The organism is Corynebacterium sp. CCUG 71335 (assembly GCF_024454075.1).
In the GTDB taxonomy this organism is placed as follows: domain Bacteria; phylum Actinomycetota; class Actinomycetes; order Mycobacteriales; family Mycobacteriaceae; genus Corynebacterium; species Corynebacterium genitalium.
The window spans coordinates 59,758-78,653 of sequence record NZ_JAGPYY010000009.1; the positions used below are offsets into that span (position 1 = coordinate 59,758).

The following is an 18,896-nucleotide window of genomic DNA, read 5'->3' on the forward strand; positions in this document are numbered from 1 at the left end:
TTATGAACGCGCTGAGCCAAGTTTGGCTGGGGGAGGGGAACTTCCAAAAGAAAGAGGTTGCCCTCCCGTCGCTTCGCCAAGATGAACTCATCGTTGAGTTGGAAGCGGCGACGGTCTGCGGTTCGGATCGCCACACTGTGCAGGGACGCCGCCAGAGTCCCTCTCCGTCGATCTTGGGGCATGAGGGAGTTGGGCGGGTCATCGCGACCACACGACCGGAGCTGTCTGTAGGCCAGCGAGTGGTCTTCTCCGTCGTCTCATCGTGCGGTTCGTGTGCGCGGTGCATGTCCGGATTCCATGCAAAATGCCTACATGCCCAGAAGGTCGGGCACGAACCTTTCGATGGTGATTGGCCGTTGTCGGGGACGTACTCGACGCACATTCACTTACGTGCTGGGCAGACGGTGCTGCCGGTGGTCGACCATGTCTCAGATGCGGCGGCTTCCATTGCGAGCTGCGCTATCGCAACAGTGATGGCCGCGTTCGAAAGTGCCGGTTCAGTGGAAGGGAAAACCGTCCTGGTGAACGGCGTGGGGATGCTTGGCCTTGTCGCGCTAGCTGAGGCGACCAGACGGGGAGCCGCGAGAACCATTGGGTGTGATCCCGGCGGTAGGACCTTTCACCTAGCGGGCCCGTTTGCGGATGACCTCGTGACTAGTACCTCAGGGGTTGAAGCCGACGTAGTGCTGGAGTGCTCAGGTTCCCGCACCGGGGTAGAGAAATCCCTGGACACACTCGAAATGGGGGGCACCGCGGTTCTCGTCGGGTCCGTTGCTCCGGCAGGAACGATTGCGCTCGATCCTGAGTGGGTTGTTCGCGGGTGGCGCACCATCCGTGGCGTCCACAACTACGAACCTCGGCACCTCGCCCAAGCAGTTGAGTTCGTGGAGCGAACAGCCAACCCGCTCGACTGGGACGCGATCACTGGCGAACCGATCACGCTTGATGATGTGCCGGGGGAGCTCCAGGCGTCGAAAAGCTCAATGCGAAGGCTCATAAGAATGTCGGCCGACATCTGACGAAGATGCCGGCCGACGAAGAGTGGGTTCGCTAAACGCGCTCTGCGTCTGCGGACTCAGTCACCGCGTACGGCTCCTCGCCGTCGACGGTGCGCTGCGTGCCGATCTCCATTGGAGCAGCCGGGCGTGCCAGGTCGATGATCACGCCGATGACGAAGGCGACAGCGGTCGGCAGCAGCCAGCCGAGGTCGTACGCCTGCATCGGGGACCAGCTGACCAGCGGGGTCAGGGCGTCTGCAGCCCAGCCCAGACTGATGAAGGTGGAGATCAGGGACCACGCGACAGCAACCCAGATGGGCAGGAAGAAGCCCCAGCGCAAGCGCGTGCGGGAGCGGAAGAGCGGCTCGATGAGCGTCACGAAGATCAGCGCAATGGCAGGCGGGTAGAGGAACCCGATCACCGGAGCCGCGACAGCCATGACGAAGTTCAGACCCTGGGTGGCCATGATCGCAGAGGCGACAGCGAAGATGATGGCCCAGGCGCGGTAGGAGCCAGCGACCTGCTCGGAGAAGTACTCTGCGGTGGCGGTGATCAGGCCGATCGCGGTGGTCATGCAGGCCAGCACAACGATCAGGGCGAAGATGATCTGGCCGGGCTTGCCCATTATCTGCAGGGCGGCGTCAGAAAGCAGTGGTGCGCCGTTGTCGTACTGCTCGGCGTTCGGCATTGCGCGGCCGATCAGACCCAGGCCGAGGTAAATGAGCGCGAGCATAATGCCGGCGCCGAGACCTGCGAAGATGGTGCCGCGGACCAGCGGCTTGCCCTCGCCCAGGCCCTTGAAGCGCAGGGAGGAGATGATCACGATGGAAAACGCCAGGGCAGCGATGGAGTCCATCGTCAGGTAGCCCTCGAGGACACCGGTGGTGTAGGCGTTATTCGCGTAATCCTCGCTCGGAGTGTAACCCTGGTTGGTCATGGTGAAGATCGCGGTGCCGATCATGATGATCAGCAGGATCACCAGCGCCGGGGTGAGGAACTTGCCCAGAGTGTCGGTGATCCGGGTGGGGTTCCAGGACAGAGCCAGAGCAATGCCGAAGAACACGATGTTGAACAGCGCACGCGGAACAGTGCCCTCCCAGCCGAACACCGGTGTCATGGCCACCTCGAAGGAGACGGCACCGGTACGCGGCAGAGCGTAAAAGGCGCCGATGGACAGGTAGGCCAGGATCGGGAAGATGACGCCGAAGAACGTGCCGGCGCGCTGCGCGAGGTCACGGACGTTTGAGCCGGACAAGGCAATGGCGATCACAGCCAGCACCGGCAGCAGAGCACCGGTGGTGAGGAAGCCGAGGATCGCCGGCCAGAAATTATCGCCGGCTTGAACGGCCAACATCGGCGGGAAAATCAGGTTGCCCGCACCGAAGAACATGGAGAACAGCGCCAGCGCGGTGACCACAACAGCGGTCTTCGAAGCACCGCCCTGTTCTGAGCCCTTCGCTGTGCCGGTAACAGCAGTAGACATAACGCCTCCCGGGGGAAAATGAACGAATTAGTAGGGGTTACCCTAGCATTCCGCCGGCTGGGATCAAGATCCTATTGCATGAAAACCCTCGTGGGTGCCCCTGTTCGTACCCGTTCTCACACATGCGAAAGACCGCATTTTCGTGCCGTCGAAAACCGCGTTCCGTTACCCCAGGTCGAATGTGACGCAGGTGAAACCAGCTACTTGACACGTGGACGGCACGAAAGTGACTGAGCTAATGCTTTTCGACGCCTCCGTCTAACCCAGCTCCCTGATCGCCTTCAGCGGGATATCCACCCAGTCGGGGCGGTTGTTGGCCTCGTAGACGACCTCGTATGCAGCTTTATCGGCCACGTAGGCAGCCAGCAGCGCGTCCATGTCCGTGCCGTACCCCGCGAGGAGATGACCCGTGTTTCCAAGCTCCGCGTACCCGAAGGATCGCACCATTCCCGCCACGTCGCGCAACGCGTGGTCCGGTTGGCGGCGCTGCTCCAAAGGGCGAGCGGGCTCGCCCTCGAAGTCGATGAGGTACCAGTGCCCGGTGCCGGTATCCGGCTCCGAGGCAGGAACGTACAGTGTCTGGCCGAGGTGAAGGTCGCCGTGGATGCGTTGGACGGGCAGGTCACCGTCGGGAATGCGGGAGTAGATCTCACGCAGCGTTCCCTCGTGCGCGCGGAGCTGTTCGGCCTGGTCGACCAGCTCGTCGAGGTGCGCGTTAAGGGAGTCCCGAATCTGGCTGGCCGGGACGTTGTCCACGGCGAAGGCCGATGCGAGAGCGTCGTGCACGGTGCGGATCGCCGCGCCAAGGGCGTGGGCGTCCGAGTCGCTGAGTCCGTTGGTGGTGGCGAGTTGGAAGCCGTCGCGTCCGCCGTCGATAAGCTCCTGCGTCATGGCTAGCGTGCGACCGTCGCGCACGAGGTGGCCGCGCACCCCGGCGACGTGCGGGCAATCCGCGATGCCGGTGAGCAACTCGACATCGGGGTTGAGGCCGTCTTCGAGTTTGCGGAAGACTTTGAGGATCCAGCGCTCGTCGACCACGAGCGACGTATTGGACTGGTCCGCGCCGAGCGGGCGGGCGGAGCTGCCGGACATGTCGCCGTGGACCTCGCCGAACTCGCAGAGCCCTTCGAGGTACGCCTGTGCACCGGCGTCGGTGTGCAACGCGTCCTCGTCATCGGCCACGAGGACCTGGTAGAAGTCCGTGGTGGCGCCGTGCTGAACGTCCAGGATCTGCCACTCGTAAGAGCCCAAAGGCACCGAGGCGGAGACGGTCTGGGAATCGATCGGTTCCGATTTCGCGCCGTAGAAACGGGCCGCGTGCAAGTCCATGCAACTACCTCCAGGAGACGTCGAACCAGAAGTGGCCGTGCGGGGCGAGGGTGACCAGCCAGGGGAGTTCACCGATCGCGGGGAACTCGACGTTGCCGGACAGCTCGCGCGGCACCACACCGTTCAAGTGCGACAGGCGCATTTCCACTGGCTGCGGGCGGGAACTCAAGTTGTTCACGCACAGGATGCGCTCGTTGCGGCCGGTCTCATCGTTGTATTCGCGGATGAAAGCGAGGACCTGCTCGTTGTCGTGCTGGACCTCCTGGTAGTCGCCGCGGCCGAAAGCCCGGTACTGCTTGCGGATGTGCACGTGGTCGCGCACCCAGTGCAGCAGCGAGTTCTCGCGGCCCATCTGGGATTCAACGTTGATGGCTTGGTAGCCGTAGGTGTCGTTGCGGATCGCAGGTAGGTAGAGGCGCTCCGGATCGGCGCGGGAAAAGCCGCCGTTGCGGTCAGCGTTCCATTGCATGGGGGTGCGCACGCCGTCGCGGTCAGGCAGCCAAATGTTATCGCCCATGCCGATTTCATCGCCGTAGTACAGGAACGGCGAGCCCGGCAGTGACAGTAACAGGGCATGCGCCAGCTCGAGGCGGTCGCGGTGGCCGCCCAACAGCGGGGCGAGGCGACGGCGAATGCCCACGTTGGCGCGCATGCGCGGGTCGGTGGCGAAGTTGGTGTACATGAAGTCGCGCTCGTCGTCGCTGACCATCTCGAGGGTGAGCTCGTCGTGGTTGCGCAGGAAGATGCCCCACTGAGCGGTCTCGGGAATGTCCGGGGTTTCGCGCAGGATGTCGATGATCGGTTGGGCCCGCTCTTGCCTAATGCCCATGAAGATGCGCGGCATGACGGGGAAGTGGAACGCCATCTGGCACTCGTCACCTGTGCTGTCCTCGCCGGAACCGAAGTACTGCACCACTTCGTTCGGCATTTGGTTGGCTTCGGCGAGGAGGAACCGTCCCGGGTATTCCTCGTCGAAAATCTTGCGGACGCGTTTGATGAACTGGTGGGTCTCCGGCAGGTTCTCGCAGTTCGTGCCCTCGCGCTCGTAGAGGTAGGGGATGGCGTCCAGGCGGATGCCGTCCATGCCCAGATCCAGCCAAAAGCGGATCACGTCGATCACAGCATCCTGCACCGCCGGGTTGTCGTAGTTCAGGTCCGGTTGGTGGGAGAAGAAACGGTGCCAGAAGTACTGCCCGCGCACCGGGTCGTAGGTCCAGTTGGATTCTTCGGTGTCGATGAAGATGATGCGGGCTTCGTTGTACTTCTCCGGGTCATCCGTCCACACGAAAAAGTCGCCGTAGGGCCCGTCTGGGTCGCGGCGGGACTCCTGGAACCACGGGTGAGTATCGGAGGTGTGGTTGATGGGGAAGTCGGTGATGATGCGTATGCCGCGTTTATGTGCAGCGTCGACAAGCGAGACGAAATCGTCCACCGTGCCGAACTCCGGCAGCACCTTGCGGAAGTCGCGGATGTCGTAGCCGCCGTCACGTAGCGGCGAATCATAAAACGGCGGCAGCCACAGGCAGTCCACGCCGAGCCATTGCAGGTAATCGAGTTTTTCCTCGACACCGCGCAGCGTGCCCGAGCCCGAGTCATCCGGGTCGAAAAAGGCGCGCACGAGCACCTCATAGAACACTGCGTCCTTGTACCACTCCGGATCTGGCCGTTGCCACGGTTCATTACCGGGGGCGGGAGCCGGCGAGGCGTACTCGCTGGCATCAGTTTCAATGAGGTACCCCTGGGCGTCCATCTGTTCGTCCATGAGCTCCGAGGTTAGCGTCAGGGGCGGATCGCTGCAGACATGCGATCAACGGCCTCGGCGAGGATCTCCGGGCTGGTGGCAAAGTTGAGGCGTGCGTGGTGCTCACCGCCGGAGCCGAATGTCGCGCCTTCATTGAGCGCCACCTTCGCTTTTCGACGCAACCAGCCCGCCGGCTCCTTCTCATCCCCAATCGCCGTGCCCGCGAAGTTTAGGAACATGAGATACGTCGCTTCTGGGCGGGTGAACTCAATGCCGGGGATGGCCTCGGGCAGAGTCTCAATGAGCCAGTCGCGGTTCTGCTCAAGCGCCGCCAATTGGTCCTCCAGCGCGGGCGTGCCGTAGCGGTAGCATGCCTCCGCTGCGACAATGCCCAGCGTGCCGGTGCCGTCTTTGGCCACACCGGTCAGGCTGTGCCAGGTTTTCACGTCCTCGTCGTTGGAGAAGATCATCTGGGCGCACTTCAGGCCGGCAATGTTCCACGCCTTCGATGTGGCCGTCACAGTGATACAGACGTTCGCTGTGGTCTCGTTGATGCCGGCGGCGCAGATGTGTCCGCTTTGGCCGTTTATTCCGCTTGCGGAATAAACGATGGGGGCGTGAATCTCGTCGACAAGCACTCGCGCGCCGTACTTATCCGCGATGGCGCACAGCTGGGTGAGCTCTTCTTCGTCGAACGTGTAGCCCCACGGGTTGTTCGGGGCGGCTAGCAGGATCGAGCCTGCGCCATTGCGGAACGCGGCATCGATCTCCATGAAGTCTAGGCCGCCCTTCGCACCGACCTCGACCATTTCACGGCCGGCCGTCGCCGGGATCTCCAGAAACGGCGGGTAGGAGGGCACCGGAACGATGACGGGAGAGTCCGGCTTGGTGAAGTACTGAACACCCAGCAGCATCCCACGCACAACATCGGCAACTGGAAAGACCCGCGCCGGGTCAGGCCGCCAGCCGTAGCGTGCAGCGTAGAAGTCGCTCAACGCGTCGCCGAGCCTGTGGTGTGCCGGGGTGTAACCAAGGGTCTCGTGCTCCACGGCGTCCTGGATTGCGCGCTTGACCGGCTCAGCGGTGGGGAAGTCGGATTCCGCCACCCACAGCGGCAAAACGTCGTCGTCGAACTGGGTCCACTTGCGGGTACCGCGGGTGCGGAGGGTCTCAAGGCTAGGGAATTTCATAAGGTCCAACTTACGCCTTCCAACATTGGCTGGAAATACAACAACCCGGTCACGAGGACCGGGTTGTGAGAAGATGCGACGATCTACATCGCCGCCCGTGGCCCCAATTCTATATACTCGCCACGAACTACTGCAAGGGGGAATTGTGGGTGAGTTGCCGGCTTGGGGCCAACTTCTTGGTGAAGCACGATTTCACACTTACATGTCCGAGTCAGGTGAAGATACTCACAGGGCGATCGAACTCTATCAGTGGAGTACTGCCCTGGCTGGAGCTTTCGTACCTCAGCTCGCACATTTCGAGGTTCTTACCCGTAATTCCCTGAACTCAGCATTACGCGTGTGGAACAGCCGACAACCCGGATACCTCAACGTATTCGACTGGGCTTTAGACGATCAAACAGCACCCCGCTTGTACTCGCTTATTGGCAAGGATCTGGGCCGTGCGCGTGTGTGGGCACGACAGCAAGCCTCAGACCGCGAAGTTGGACATCCTCGAAGGAATGCGGCCATTACTCATGACGACGTGCTCGCCCAGCTGACTATGGGAACGTGGGTCAAGCTTCTTGGGGCAGGTGCGAAGCAAGATGCTGCCGCGAAGCAGACATCGAAGGACATCTGGGTGGAACATCTGCACGTGGCTTTTCCGAACGCAGGGAGCGTGAACATTGCCGATCCGGGGCGGAGGAGAAGCCTCGGGGCAAGATATGCTCGCATTGCTAAATTGAGAAACAGGATCTCCCATCACGAGCACTTACTCCACGTAGACGTTCGACGTCGCGTCAACGACCTGTTGTCCGTGTTGGGTGAGATCAATCCGGACCTTCCAGCGTGGGTTATGGAAGGGAGCCGTATCCGGCAAGTCAACTCCCAGGACCCTCGAAAAACGCGCTGAATCGGGCTCAGATCTCACCGAACTGGGTCCACTTGCGGGTACCGCGGGCGCGGAGGGTCTCAAGACTAGGGAACTTCATAGCTTCCACGCTAGCGCCTGACCTTGCCCTAACGGCAAACTTTATTCTCGCGGACATGATTGATCGTTCTATCTACCCGATGCCCATGTTCGTGACTTTGCCTGTGACTGATCTCGGTGCTGTGGAGGAGTTCTACCACGCCGCCGGCTTCATTTCCCTGGCCACCATTCCAGGTGAGGACGGCAGCCCGGCTCTGATCCACTTCCGGCGCCAGCGCTACCAAGACATCCTCGCAGTCCCCTCCGGCGACATCACGCCGGGCTCATCCTCGGTGACGTTCGCCGCCCACGACGATGACCTAGGTGCCATCGCCGAGGCAATCCGGGCGACCGGAGCCGCCGTGGAGGGACCGGTAGACACTCCGTGGTACACCACCGATGTCACCGCCACCGACCCAGACGGGCACACCATCGTGTTCACCAAGCAGCGGCCGCAGGAGGCTGCACAAGCTCAGGAGTGGGCGGACACCTTCGAGAGGCAGTAGTGGCTAGTCGTCGGCGCCGTCTGTGCCGTCAGTGTCATCTGTGTCGGCGGCATCTTGAAACCCGAACGCCTTGAGCCGCTCCCTGTCAGCAGCCGAGCTGGACGCAGTGAGCGCCAGTAGCTCCGAGTAAATGCCCCCGGAGGCTGCCAGCTCGGCGGGTGAGCCCATCTCGTCGATCCGTCCGTCCTTGAAGGTGATGATGGTGTCGACGTCGGCGATCGTCGATAAGCGGTGGGCGATCATGATGGTGGTGCGATCCTTCATCAACTCGTCCAGGCCGGCTTGAACGGCGCGCTCGGATTTGGTGTCCAACGCCGATGTCGCCTCGTCGAGCACCAGCACTGGCGCGTCCTTGAGCATCGCGCGGGCGACCGCGACGCGCTGCTTTTGGCCGCCGGACAGGCGCAAACCGCGCTCGCCGATGACCGTGTCGTAGCCGTCCTTGAAGGACGAGATGAAGCCGTGCGCGTTGGCGCGCTTAGCCACGTCTTCAATCTCGGCATCGCTGGCATCCGGCTTGCCGTACGCGATGTTCTCCCGGATCGTGCCGGAGAACAACGCCGGTTCCTGAAAGACCACGCCGGTGGAAGCGCGGACGCGCTCAATATCGGCGGTGTTGATGTCTTTGCCGCAGACTTTCAAGCGGCCCTGCGTAATGGGGTATAGGCCCAGCAGTAGGTTGACCAGCGTGGACTTGCCGCCGCCGGACTCTCCAACGAGTGCGATCTTCTCCCCGTGGCGGGCTGTGAAGCTGACGTCCTCGAGCACAGGCTCACCGGGCGTGTAAGCGAAGGAAACGTTGTCGAAGGCGACCATCGGCTCGCCCTCCTGCAGGGCGGGCACCGCGGCGGTGTCCACCTCCGGAACATCGGACGCCTCTGTGGCAGCGACGATCTGGGAGTTGGCGGCTTCCTCGATCGGCTCGTCCATCACCTTGAAGTAGTCGCGGGAGCCGGCGATGGCGCGCTGAGCGGAGTCCACCAGGAAGCTCATCATTTGCACCGGCTGCTGGGCCATCGTGACCATCTGGACCAGCATGACCATGTCGCCGATGGAAAAGCGGCCGTTCAAGGTCTCGCGGAACAGCACAAGATAAATGAAGAAGAAAATGACGTTCATGGCCATGCTGCGCCCGACATCCATTGAATGCCACCAACGGGACTGCGGCCGGGTCAGGTTGATCGTCTCGCCGTAGCGGGTACCAAAGGAATCCAGCTCCCGGGCCTCCGCAACGAAAGACTTGGTCACCTTCACCTGGCCGACGACCTCCGCGAAGCGGCCGTTGGCCAGGTCGATCTCTTCGTTCTTGGCCTGCTCGAACTTCTGCCAGCGTTTTGAGGTCAACGCCGTAAGCACCAAGTAGATCGGGAAGAGCATGAGCAGCAGCACGGTCAGCGGCCAGTAGTAGAAGGCCGTGATGCACAGAATCGCAATGAGCTGGAGGAACATCGGCAGCAGCGAGTTGGAGAAGCTCTGGATCGTCTGCGTGATGTTCATGATCGAGCGGTCCAGCCGCGCGATGATCGTTCCTGTCACCTGGCCGTCGAAGTAGCTTTGCGGCAGCGACAACAGTTTGGCGTAGTAGCGGGTGGACAGCGCCTGCCGGATGCGCGCGGAAACGACATCGCCCAAATAGCCGCCGATGTTGCGGCCTAACGTCCACAACGATTGGGTCAGCAGGAGGGCGGCGGCCAGCCACGTGAGCGTCGTTAAGCTTCCACCGTCGACAATGGTGTCCGTCGCTTCGCGAAGAATGAATGGGGTGAGCAAGTTCAGCGCGACCGTCAGTGAGGAAATCACCACGATGCCGAGGTAGTACGGCCACAGGGCGGAGGCGCTCTTCATGACGCGGAAAAGAGGTTGCACGTGTCCACAACATACACCTGGGTGCGCGTGTGTTCGGATCCGTGCTGTCGGCGCTGTACAGTGAGGGGACCTGTTGGTTTGAAACTTTTCGCAGAAAGGCGCCCCATGGCCCGTACCCCAGTACGCATTGCCGCTGTCCTCGCGGCGAGCTCTCTTGCGCTCGTCGCCTGCGTCGACGACGAAGGCATCGTGGACCAGGAAGGCACCCTGACCCCGACGACGGGTGTGGCCACGCCGACCGAAGAGCCGGAGGCGTTTGAAACCAACGACGTCTCACCGGAGGAGACTGACGAGATCAGCGGTGAGATCGTGGAAGATCCGGGCATGAGCGTCCATTACAAGTGGCAGGGCACCAAGTCCGCCCCGAACGGTGGCACCGTGGTCACCATCGCTGTGACGAACACCGCCGACGCGATCATGCCCCCCGAAGCACTCGGTGAGCCCCGTTTGACGTACTCCGGTGACAACGCCAGCCGCCTCAGCGCCGAGGAAGCCGGCATTGAGATTGAAGGCCTGGACATGCCGCTGGGCAAGGGCGCCACCGCCAATCTCCAGTTCGCGTTCGACGTGAGCACAGGCAACCTCTACGATGCTGAATTCCAGATCGGCAACGTCGTCTTCACCGGGAACCTGAACAACTAATGGAGCAGGTAGTTCTGTGCGACGATGACGGCCGCCCCACCGGCACCGCCGACAAATTCGAGGTCCACACGACGGACACGCCGTTGCATTTGGCGTTTTCCGCTTGGCTTTTCGACGCCTCCGGCCACCTCCTCATCTCCCGCCGCGCGTTAGGGAAGAAAACCTGGCCGGGTGTGTGGACGAACAGCTTCTGCGGTCACCCCGCCCCAGGCGAAGCTACCGAGGATGCCGTTGTCCGCCGCGCCCAGCAAGAGCTCGGCCTGCCGGCGTCCGCTCTGGCCGATCTGCGCTGCGTTCTGCCGGACTTCCGCTACCGGGCTGTCGACTCCTCTGGGATCGTCGAGCACGAGATCTGCCCCGTCTATGTCGTGCGCCTTGCCGGCGGTGCCGAAGCTGCCCCGAATCCCGATGAGGTGGACAGCACTAAGGGGGTGAACCCCGCCGATCTCATCACCGCCGCTGAGGCGATGCCGGCGGTCTTCTCCCCGTGGTTGGTGGAAGAACTGGCCCGCCCCGAACTGCGTGCAGTGCTCGAGGGGCAGTAGTCCGCACACTGGGGTTGGCGGGCTAGACCTCCCGGAACACGCCGCGCAGGTAGCCGAGCGGGTCGGTGACCAGCTCCGCGTTCTCCCCTGAGAGGTCAACCCGCAGGACGGTTCGGTCGGGTTTGTACTCCGGCCAGCCAGGCTCGCCGGTGTGGGCGTAGCGGATGAGCCAGCCATTGAGGCCTTCGCCCGCACGGTACGGCGGGGCGCCGAACAGCGGTGCCAAATCGGCGGAGTGGCGGGCACGGGTGCGGGCGTCGGAGGTCAGCTCGGCCTGCCACACTCGGCCCGGCGCACCCTCGGCAACCTGGTCGACCCAGCGGCGGATCAGGTTGGCGGAAAAGAACTCCCCGTTGATGTGCTTCGGGTTGCGGGCTTTAAGCGCTTTGAAGAAAGGGACGTACTGCTCCCGTTTGAGGCCCATGCCGATGCCGGGCGCGGCCATGTTGAGCCGCGCGGTCTTCAAGGTGTCGTGGATGGCACTGGAATTGAACATCTCCTCATCGACGGAGGAGATCACCAAGTCCACCTCGGCCATCTCTGCGGTATCCAGTGGAGCGGGACCAAGCGCCATATCGGTGATATACCGGGTGCGCACTGCGTTGTATCCGCGCCTGAGCTGCTTCGGGCTCGCAGCGTTGAGGGAACCGCGGGTCAGAGGGATCCCCGCACCGGCACGAATGAACTTCTTCCGCTGCTCGAAGGTCAGGCGGGGGAAGGCAGGGGAGAGGGCCACAGCGCGCCGAAACGCGCCGCGGTAATGGTCGCGCCGCATCAGCCACAGCACCACATTCGCGCCGGCGGACTGGCCGGTCAGCGTCACGTTAGTAGGGTCACCACCGAACGCCTCAATGTTCTTCTGCACCCATTCCAGTCCCAGGGACACGTCGTCGACGGCGCGGAAGTGCGCGACCCTGTCGTCGTGGAAGGGGACCAGCCCCTCCAATTTCAGGCGGTATCCGATCCGGACCAGGATCACGCCGTTTGAGGCCAAGGCGTCACCGGGAGTTGCTGCATCCTCATGGTTGCCCATTTCAAAGCGGCCACCATGAATGTGGACCACCACGGGCAGGTCATCAGTGTCTGTTGCCCCGAGCGGGGCCGTGATGGTCAGGGCGGTGCGTTCGGGGTGGGGCGTAGATGCGTCGATAAGCTTGCCCGTTGGCGCTGGTTCCGCATCGTCGAAGGGGGCCGGAATGTGCGAGTACTCAATCGAATGGAAGTGGGCGATGCGGCCGTCGACGCGGCCGATGATCGTCCCGGCGGGGCAGGTCACCTCAACAGGGTTGCTCATGCGGTCTAAGCTTAGTGATCAATGATTGACATCGGGTTCAGCTTGACGCAGTCCAGCCCATGGGTGCAGGTGCCCATGGTGCTGGCGTTCGCGCTGCCCGCTGCCGGCATCGCGGCGGTGGGAATGGTGCGCGCGGTGGACTGGGTGGCAGCAGTTTTGGGCGATAAGGAACCGAAGGTAGATTAAGGCGCTATGGCCAACCCGGAAGACCTGCGCAAAGAGGACATGCGTCTGCCTAAGGAGCGCAGGAAGTACCCCCGCAGCCGCGTCACGCAGGCGCTGTGGATCCTCATTGCCCTGGTGCTCGTGGCGGGGATCGTCGGGTTGTTCTAACCCGTTGCTCTAGCCCGGGTTAGCGCCGCGCAGATGCCTCCGCCACCCGGGCGAACAGGTCGATGCTGGTGAGGTCCTCGATCAGCACCGGTTCGCCGTCGGAGTTGGAGAGCGGGACGCACCAGTTCTTGTACTGTTCGGCATTGGTGCCCGGCTGGTTCTGGATCCGCACATCACCCACCATGTCCACGAGGTTGGTGCAGGTCAAAGCCGACCCGGTACCGGCGATGAAGCGCGTCAGGCCGAGCACGAGCTCTTCGGCGTCGCCGCGCTCGTCGCGGCCGAGGTTGTCGAAGTCGTAGTCGGCCAGCGGGGTGCCCTCAAACGCACCGTGATCGCGGGCGTTTGCCAAGACGTGGCCCTGCCAGGCGACATCCTTCGCGTCGAGCTCTTCAAAGGAGTCCTCAACAATGCCGAGGGCGTCGCGCAGCTCGTTGTGCGCGCCCTTGAGGTAGCCGGCGGTCGGCGGCAGGTCGTGCGTGCCGACGGAGCTCATCGACAGGTTGCGGTACTCCTCCGGGTTCATCGGGCGATCGCCGGCGGGGGAGTGCTCGAACCAGATCACAGACGTGCCCAGCACGCCGCGGTCACGCAGCACGTCCTGCACCCACGGCTCGAAGGTGCCCAGGTCCTCACCGACCACGACGGCCCCGGCGCGCTCCGCCTCAAGGGCGAGAATGCCCAGCATCGCCTCGTGGTCGTAGTTCATGTACACGCCATCCAGCGGGGACTCCATCCTCGGAATCCAGAACAGGCGGAACAGGCCGAGAATGTGGTCGACGCGAATGCCGCCGGAGTTCTTCAGCACGGTCCGCAGCAGGTCACGCCACGGCTTGTATCCCGCTTCGGCCAGCTTGAAGGGGTGCCACGGCGGCTGGGACCAGTCCTGGCCCTGCTGGGAGTACCCATCCGGCGGGGCACCCACGGATGCGTCCTGGACAAGCACGTCGGCCAACGTGTTGGCGTCTGCTCCGCCAGGGTGAACACCGACAGCCAGGTCTGTCATGATGCCAATGCGCATCCCGGCATCCTTGGCGCGACGCTGCGCCTGCGCCAGCTGAGTGTCGGCGAGGAACTGCAGCCACATGTAGAACTGCGCGAGGTCGTCGTACTCCTCGGTGATGATGACCGCGTGGCGCCGCTCGTCCTCACGGGTGAGCTCGGTGTAGGCGCACCAGCGGGCGAAGTTGACCAGGCCCTCGCCCTGGTTCTCCACATACTCGTCGAAGGCTGATTGGTCAGATTCCTCGAAGATGTAGAACATTTCGTTGAGGATGGCCAGTTTGGTGTCGAAGATCGTGTCGCGGTCAATGAACTCCGGCGAGCGGTTCATCGCGCGCAGCTCAGCCGAGAGCTCGGCGATCTCCTCGCGGGTCTCCTCATCCAGCTGCGCGAACTCAGGCACGTCTTCCACCGCGATGTAGATCGGGTTGACAAAGCGCCGTGAGGTGGGCAAATACGGCGAATCCTCCACCGGCGGGAACGGTTCTGCGGCGTGCACCGGGTTGATCAGCAGATAGTCCGCGCCTTGCGCCGCGACGACCTCCGCGAGCTCAGCCAGATCGTGGAAATCGCCGATTCCCCACGAATTCTCCGAGCGCACAGAGTACAGCTGCGCCATCACACCCCACACCGGGTCCTTCAGCAGCTCCAGGTTGGTCGTCAGCACACGCGGAGTCACCACCAGTGTGCAGGTTTCCTCAATCTCGCGCTCATCGCTTTTCGACGACAAATGGATCGTATGCCACCCCATCGGCACGTCCCCGCGCGTGTGGAATGTCGCCTCGCCCCAGCTCACACCGTCATGGAACGTCGGAGCTGCCCAGTTCTCGTCCTGGTACACCTCGGAGGTGGAGCCGTCTTCCAGGGTGATCCACACATCGGCCGGAGCGCCCTCCGGCACGTGCACGTTGAAGTGGGTCTCTTCGCCCTCGCGGGCAATGACAACGGGAGGCAGGGGGCGGGTATCCCAGTGCACACGCCACGCACCGAGGGCTTCGTGGAGTTCCTCGTCTGCAGGATCGTCGGAAAGCGGAACGTCGAGCGCGCGCAGCAATTTCACCATGGATGAATGGGGCGAAGACACGATTTCGTTGTTCATGCCCCGGTAGGTCAGGCCGAAACCATAGGCGGTTGCTAGTTGCTCGAGGAGTTCCGTGTTAGCCACACTGAGCTATTCTGCCAAAGAACGCAATTTTTGGCTGGGAAAGAATTGTCGCAGGTCACAGTGGGAGTATTGTGTGACTATGACTTCTCCCGAGACCAAAATCTACAGCACCCCGGCCGGTTTCGAACTGGCGCCGGACGACAACTGCCTGACCCTGGCCGTCAAGACCATTGAGAAGCGTCCCAGCGCGGCGATTTTCTCCCGCCCCGCCGGGCATGACTGGCAGGAAGTGAGCGGTAAAGAGTTCATCGCCCAGTTCCGCGCCGTGGCGAAGGGCCTGGTGGCGAACGGCATTGAGCAGGGTGACCGCGTGGTCCTCATGGCAGACTCCAGCTACGAATGGGCGCTGATGGACTTCGCCATCATGGCGGCCGGAGCGGTGAGCGTTCCGGTGTACCCGTCGTCGTCGGCAAGCCAGGTGCAGTGGATTGTCGAGGACTCGGGCGCGAAAATCGTAGTCTGCGACACGGAAGCGAACCGTGCGCTGTACAACAACCTCGTGCTGCGTGAAGACGGTACGGCCCCGCTGGTCGATTCCCCGACGCAACTGAAGCGCTCGCTTGCCTTCGCTACCGGCGGTGTGGGCCTGCTCGTGGAGGACGGCCGCGGAATCGGTGATGACGTCATCGACGAGCGCATTGCCAACATCCAGCACGAGGATCTGATGTCCATCGTCTACACCTCGGGCACCACCGGCCGCCCGAAGGGTTGCTTGCTCACCCACCTGGTGTGGGCGTCCCAGGCAATGGCGCTGCTGCACAACCCGATCGGCTCCGGGCTGGCCGCGAAGCCGGGCACCCGCTATGTGACCATCCTCCCGCTGGCGCACGTTCTCGCGCGTGCCGTGCACCTTGCCGCCACCATCGGCGGCGCCCACCAGGCACACTGGTCTGACACCCGCACCATCCCGATGGCGCTGCAGCGGTTCGAGCCGTACATGATTCTCGCTGTCCCGCGCGTGTACGAAAAAGTCCGCGATGGCGCGTACAACAAGGCGGCGGATTCCTCGCCGATCGCCGCTCGACTCTTCCTGCAGGCGGAAAAGGCTGCGATCGCGTACTCCAAGGCCATGGACACCCCCGAGGGGCCGTCCAAGCTGCAGGAGGCGAAGCACAAGGTCTTTGACAAGCTCGTGTACAAGAAGCTGCGCGACGCTGTCGGCGGCAAGGCCGTGATCACGATTTCCGGCGGCTCCGCGATCTCTGCTCAGCTGCTGCACTTCTTCCGCGGCCTGGGCTTGACCATCTACGAAGGCTACGGCCTGACCGAGACCGCCGCTGCTGCGACGGTGAACAACCCGGAGCACATCCGCATCGGTACCGTGGGTCAGCCCAACAACGGCTACTCCGTCAAGATCAACGAAGACGGTGAGATCTGCTTCAAGGGCGACGGCGTGATCAAGGGCTACTGGAACAACCAGAAAGCCACCGACGAAGCGATTATCGACGGCTGGTTTGTCACCGGTGACCTCGGCGAGATCGACGAAGACGGATACGTGAAGATCACCGGGCGCAAGAAGGACCTGATTGTCACCGCCGGCGGCAAGAACGTCTCCCCCGGACCGATGGAGGATATCCTGCGTTCCCACCCGCTGATCTCCCAGGCGCTTGTGGTCGGCGACGGCAAGCCCTTCGTCGGTGTGCTGGTCACCCTCGACGACCAAGAGGTGGCGCGCTGGAAGAAGGAGCACAGCATCCCCGAGGACATGGAAATCGGCGAGCTGGTGAGGAAGAGTGCCGAGTTGCGCGCTGAAGTCCAGGACGCCGTCAACGAGGTCAACCGCAGTGTTAGCCAGGCAGAGCAAATCAAGAAGTTCCGGATCCTCGACCAGGATCTGACCGAGGAGTCCGGCGAGATGACAGCCACGATGAAGATCAAGCGCAACGTCGTCTTCGAGCGGTACAAGAAGCAGATCGATAGACTTTACCGCTAAAACTTCACACGGGGAACAGATTCCTGTTATTTTGGCCACACAAAACTGTTTGTGTGGCCAAACTTATGGCCTAGGAGTGCCAAAGGAGCTCCCCATGACCTTGAAGACCTTCACTGTTGATGCCCCGTTCACCGTCGCCCCCGACGAAAACTGCTTTTCGGCATTAGTAGCTAATGCTGAGAAGCGGCCGGACATTGTCTTGTTCACCAAGCCCGAAGCCCACGAGTGGGTGGACGTGACCGCCGCCGAGTTCGTCGCGGAGGTCCGTGAAGCGGCCAAGGGTCTCATTGCTCTCGGTGCCCAGAAGGGCGACCGCATCGCGCTGCTGTCCGGCGCGCGCTACGAGTGGCCGGTCGCTGACTTCGCCATCATGGCCGCCGGGCTGACCACCGCAGCGATCTACCCGTCCAGTTCGCTCGAGCAGGTGCAGTGGATCGTCGAAGACTCCGGCGCGGTCATCGCCCTTGGCGAGACCCACGACCACGGTGTGCTCTTCGAGCACGTCACCAACTCTCATCTGCGCGAAATCCTGCTTTTCGACGACGGCGGCATGGACAAGCTCAAAGAAGCCGGCCGCTCCGTTTCTGACGAGGAACTCGACGAGCGCATCGCGGGCATCTCCCACGATGACATCGCCTCCCTCGTCTACACCTCCGGCACCACCGGCCGCGCCAAGGGGTGCATGATCACCCACCTGAACTGGATCTTCCAGGTCCGCGGTCTGTTGGCTCACCCGGCCGGCCAGGTAGCCCACCGCGGCAACAAGGTGGTCACTTACCTTCCGCTCGCGCACGTCATGGCGCGCTCGGTCCACCTCGCCGCCACCCTCGGCGAGACCACCCAGTCCCACTGGCAGGACGTGTCCACCATCGCGGCCGAGTTCCAGCGGGTCAAGCCCGATCTGGTTCTAGGCGTCCCGCGCGTGTATGAGAAGGTGCGCGATGCTGCTCGTCGTAAAGCATCGGATGGCTCCGCGATCGGTGCGAAGATCTTCGCCGAGGCCGAAAAGACCGCCATCGCATACTCCGAATCGCTCGATGCGGGCGGGCCGTCACTGGGGCTCAAGCTCAAGCGCGCCGTCTTTGACAAGCTGGTCTACTCCAAGATCCGCGAGGCGCTCGGCGGCAAGATGGAATACGGCATCTCCGGCGGTTCCGCACTCGGCGTGCCGCTCGGGCACTTCTACCGCGGTGCTGGCCTGCCGGTGTACGAGGGCTACGGCCTGACCGAAACCTCCTCCGCCGCCGCCTTGAGCTTCGGCGACGACCGCAAAATCGGATCCGTGGGCAAACCGATGATGGGCTACACGGCGAAAATCAGCGACGAAGGCGAAATCTGCTTCTCCGGCCCGGGCGTGTTCACCGGGTACTGGGGCAACGAGGAGGCCACCAAAGAAGCGCTTATCGACGGCTACTTTCACACCGGCGACCTCGGCGAAATCGACGAGAAGGGAAACATTTCGATCACCGGCCGCAAGAAGGATCTGCTGGTCACGTCCGGCGGCAAGAACGTCGCCCCGCAGCCGCTCGAGGAACTGCTGCGCCAGGATCCGCTGATCTCCCAGGCAGTCGTCGTCGGGGACGGAAAGCCCTTCATCGGTGCGCTCATCGCGCTCGACGAGGACGCCCTGACATCCTGGAAGGAAGCCCGCGGCATCGACCCAGACACCCCCACCTACAAGCTGGCGAAACGCAACGACCTGCGCATGGAAATCCAAGACGCCGTCAACCGCACCAACCACGCTGTTTCGAAGGCTGAGGCGATCAAGAAATTCCGCATTCTCCCGCGCGATCTCACCGAAGCAGACGGCGAGCTCACCCCGTCCCTGAAAGTCAAGCGTCCGGCCGTGTTGGAGAGCTTCGCGCACCAGATGCGGAAGCTCTACGGATAACTTCTCGGCGTGCCGTACGGGTACCTGTG

At 62.8% G+C, this 18,896-nt stretch carries 15 protein-coding genes; 8 read left to right on the forward strand and 7 right to left on the reverse strand.

Going from position 1 to position 18,896, the window contains the following annotated elements:
- The first annotated feature begins 2 nt into the window (after positions 1-2).
- On the forward strand, positions 3-1,019 hold the full coding sequence (locus KBX19_RS07765) for a zinc-binding dehydrogenase (RefSeq protein ID WP_255998225.1): 1,017 nt from the start codon (positions 3-5) through the stop codon (positions 1,017-1,019).
- 31 nt (positions 1,020-1,050) lie between these two features.
- Here the strand turns inward: KBX19_RS07765 and brnQ are convergent, their stop codons facing one another.
- The 4 genes from brnQ to KBX19_RS07785 form a co-directional block, all read right to left on the reverse strand.
- On the reverse strand, positions 1,051-2,481 hold the full coding sequence (gene brnQ / locus KBX19_RS07770) for a branched-chain amino acid transport system II carrier protein (protein ID WP_005289278.1): 1,431 nt from the start codon (positions 2,479-2,481) through the stop codon (positions 1,051-1,053).
- A gap of 258 nt (positions 2,482-2,739) precedes the next feature.
- The gene (locus KBX19_RS07775; protein WP_255998227.1) at positions 2,740-3,810 is read right to left on the reverse strand and encodes a phosphotransferase; all 1,071 of its coding nucleotides are present in this window, start codon (positions 3,808-3,810) and stop codon (positions 2,740-2,742) included.
- Between the two features lie 4 nt (positions 3,811-3,814).
- Entirely contained in the window at positions 3,815-5,572 is a 1,758-nt protein-coding gene (treS, locus tag KBX19_RS07780; RefSeq protein WP_255998229.1) for a maltose alpha-D-glucosyltransferase, read from the reverse strand.
- Positions 5,573-5,589: 17 nt separating this feature from the next.
- A complete protein-coding gene (locus tag KBX19_RS07785) occupies positions 5,590-6,741 on the reverse strand; it encodes a MalY/PatB family protein (RefSeq protein ID WP_255998231.1) in 1,152 nt (383 codons plus the stop codon).
- Positions 6,742-7,767: 1,026 nt separating this feature from the next.
- Here KBX19_RS07785 and KBX19_RS07790 point away from each other — a divergent pair.
- A complete protein-coding gene (locus tag KBX19_RS07790) occupies positions 7,768-8,196 on the forward strand; it encodes a VOC family protein (protein ID WP_255995553.1) in 429 nt (142 codons plus the stop codon).
- Between the two features lie 3 nt (positions 8,197-8,199).
- On the opposite strand, the gene KBX19_RS07795 is transcribed toward KBX19_RS07790, so the two are convergent.
- On the reverse strand, positions 8,200-10,062 hold the full coding sequence (locus KBX19_RS07795) for an ABC transporter ATP-binding protein (RefSeq protein ID WP_255995554.1): 1,863 nt from the start codon (positions 10,060-10,062) through the stop codon (positions 8,200-8,202).
- A 105-nt stretch (positions 10,063-10,167) separates the two neighbouring features.
- Here KBX19_RS07795 and KBX19_RS07800 point away from each other — a divergent pair, with 105 nt between their 5' ends.
- A complete protein-coding gene (locus KBX19_RS07800) occupies positions 10,168-10,704 on the forward strand; it encodes a hypothetical protein (protein WP_255995555.1) in 537 nt (178 codons plus the stop codon).
- Positions 10,704-11,249: an isopentenyl-diphosphate Delta-isomerase gene (idi, locus tag KBX19_RS07805; protein WP_005289304.1), complete on the forward strand. Its 546-nt coding sequence runs from the start codon at positions 10,704-10,706 to the stop codon at positions 11,247-11,249. Before KBX19_RS07800 ends, idi begins: the two co-directional genes overlap by 1 nt.
- 22 nt (positions 11,250-11,271) lie before the next feature.
- Here the strand turns inward: idi and KBX19_RS07810 are convergent, their stop codons facing one another.
- Positions 11,272-12,543 (reverse strand): carboxylesterase family protein, encoded by a 1,272-nt coding sequence (locus KBX19_RS07810; protein WP_005289307.1) that lies wholly within the window; start codon positions 12,541-12,543, stop codon positions 11,272-11,274.
- Positions 12,544-12,564: 21 nt separating this feature from the next.
- On the opposite strand from KBX19_RS07810, the gene KBX19_RS07815 reads away from it, so the two are divergent.
- Both KBX19_RS07815 and KBX19_RS07820 read left to right on the forward strand, forming a co-directional pair.
- On the forward strand, positions 12,565-12,729 hold the full coding sequence (locus tag KBX19_RS07815; protein ID WP_005289311.1) for a hypothetical protein: 165 nt from the start codon (positions 12,565-12,567) through the stop codon (positions 12,727-12,729).
- 6 nt (positions 12,730-12,735) lie between these two features.
- Positions 12,736-12,876, forward strand: a complete 141-nt coding sequence (locus KBX19_RS07820) for a hypothetical protein (protein WP_005289314.1) — start codon at positions 12,736-12,738, stop codon at positions 12,874-12,876.
- Positions 12,877-12,895: 19 nt separating this feature from the next.
- On the opposite strand, the gene malQ is transcribed toward KBX19_RS07820, so the two are convergent.
- Positions 12,896-15,043 (reverse strand): 4-alpha-glucanotransferase, encoded by a 2,148-nt coding sequence (malQ, locus tag KBX19_RS07825; RefSeq protein ID WP_255998233.1) that lies wholly within the window; start codon positions 15,041-15,043, stop codon positions 12,896-12,898.
- A 79-nt stretch (positions 15,044-15,122) separates the two neighbouring features.
- Here malQ and KBX19_RS07830 point away from each other — a divergent pair, with 79 nt between their 5' ends.
- Together KBX19_RS07830 and KBX19_RS07835 are read left to right on the forward strand one after the other, a co-directional pair.
- Positions 15,123-16,976 (forward strand): long-chain fatty acid--CoA ligase, encoded by a 1,854-nt coding sequence (locus KBX19_RS07830; protein ID WP_255998235.1) that lies wholly within the window; start codon positions 15,123-15,125, stop codon positions 16,974-16,976.
- 94 nt (positions 16,977-17,070) lie between these two features.
- Positions 17,071-18,867, forward strand: coding sequence for a long-chain fatty acid--CoA ligase (locus KBX19_RS07835; protein ID WP_255998237.1), 1,797 nt, complete (start codon positions 17,071-17,073; stop codon positions 18,865-18,867).
- Positions 18,868-18,896: the final 29 nt, after the last annotated feature.

Coding starts and splice junctions, on each gene's coding strand:
- KBX19_RS07815 (WP_005289311.1), top strand. CDS start 12,565: ATGATTGACATCGGGTTCAGCTTGACGCAGTCCAGCCCATGGGTGCAG.
- idi (WP_005289304.1), top strand. CDS start 10,704: ATGGAGCAGGTAGTTCTGTGCGACGATGACGGCCGCCCCACCGGCACC.
- KBX19_RS07775 (WP_255998227.1), bottom strand. CDS start 3,810: ATGGACTTGCACGCGGCCCGTTTCTACGGCGCGAAATCGGAACCGATC.
- KBX19_RS07820 (WP_005289314.1), top strand. CDS start 12,736: ATGGCCAACCCGGAAGACCTGCGCAAAGAGGACATGCGTCTGCCTAAG.
- KBX19_RS07790 (WP_255995553.1), top strand. CDS start 7,768: ATGATTGATCGTTCTATCTACCCGATGCCCATGTTCGTGACTTTGCCT.
- KBX19_RS07785 (WP_255998231.1), bottom strand. CDS start 6,741: ATGAAATTCCCTAGCCTTGAGACCCTCCGCACCCGCGGTACCCGCAAG.
- KBX19_RS07830 (WP_255998235.1), top strand. CDS start 15,123: ATGACTTCTCCCGAGACCAAAATCTACAGCACCCCGGCCGGTTTCGAA.
- KBX19_RS07800 (WP_255995555.1), top strand. CDS start 10,168: ATGGCCCGTACCCCAGTACGCATTGCCGCTGTCCTCGCGGCGAGCTCT.
- KBX19_RS07810 (WP_005289307.1), bottom strand. CDS start 12,543: ATGAGCAACCCTGTTGAGGTGACCTGCCCCGCCGGGACGATCATCGGC.
- brnQ (WP_005289278.1), bottom strand. CDS start 2,481: ATGTCTACTGCTGTTACCGGCACAGCGAAGGGCTCAGAACAGGGCGGT.
- treS (WP_255998229.1), bottom strand. CDS start 5,572: ATGGACGAACAGATGGACGCCCAGGGGTACCTCATTGAAACTGATGCC.
- KBX19_RS07835 (WP_255998237.1), top strand. CDS start 17,071: ATGACCTTGAAGACCTTCACTGTTGATGCCCCGTTCACCGTCGCCCCC.
- KBX19_RS07765 (WP_255998225.1), top strand. CDS start 3: ATGAACGCGCTGAGCCAAGTTTGGCTGGGGGAGGGGAACTTCCAAAAG.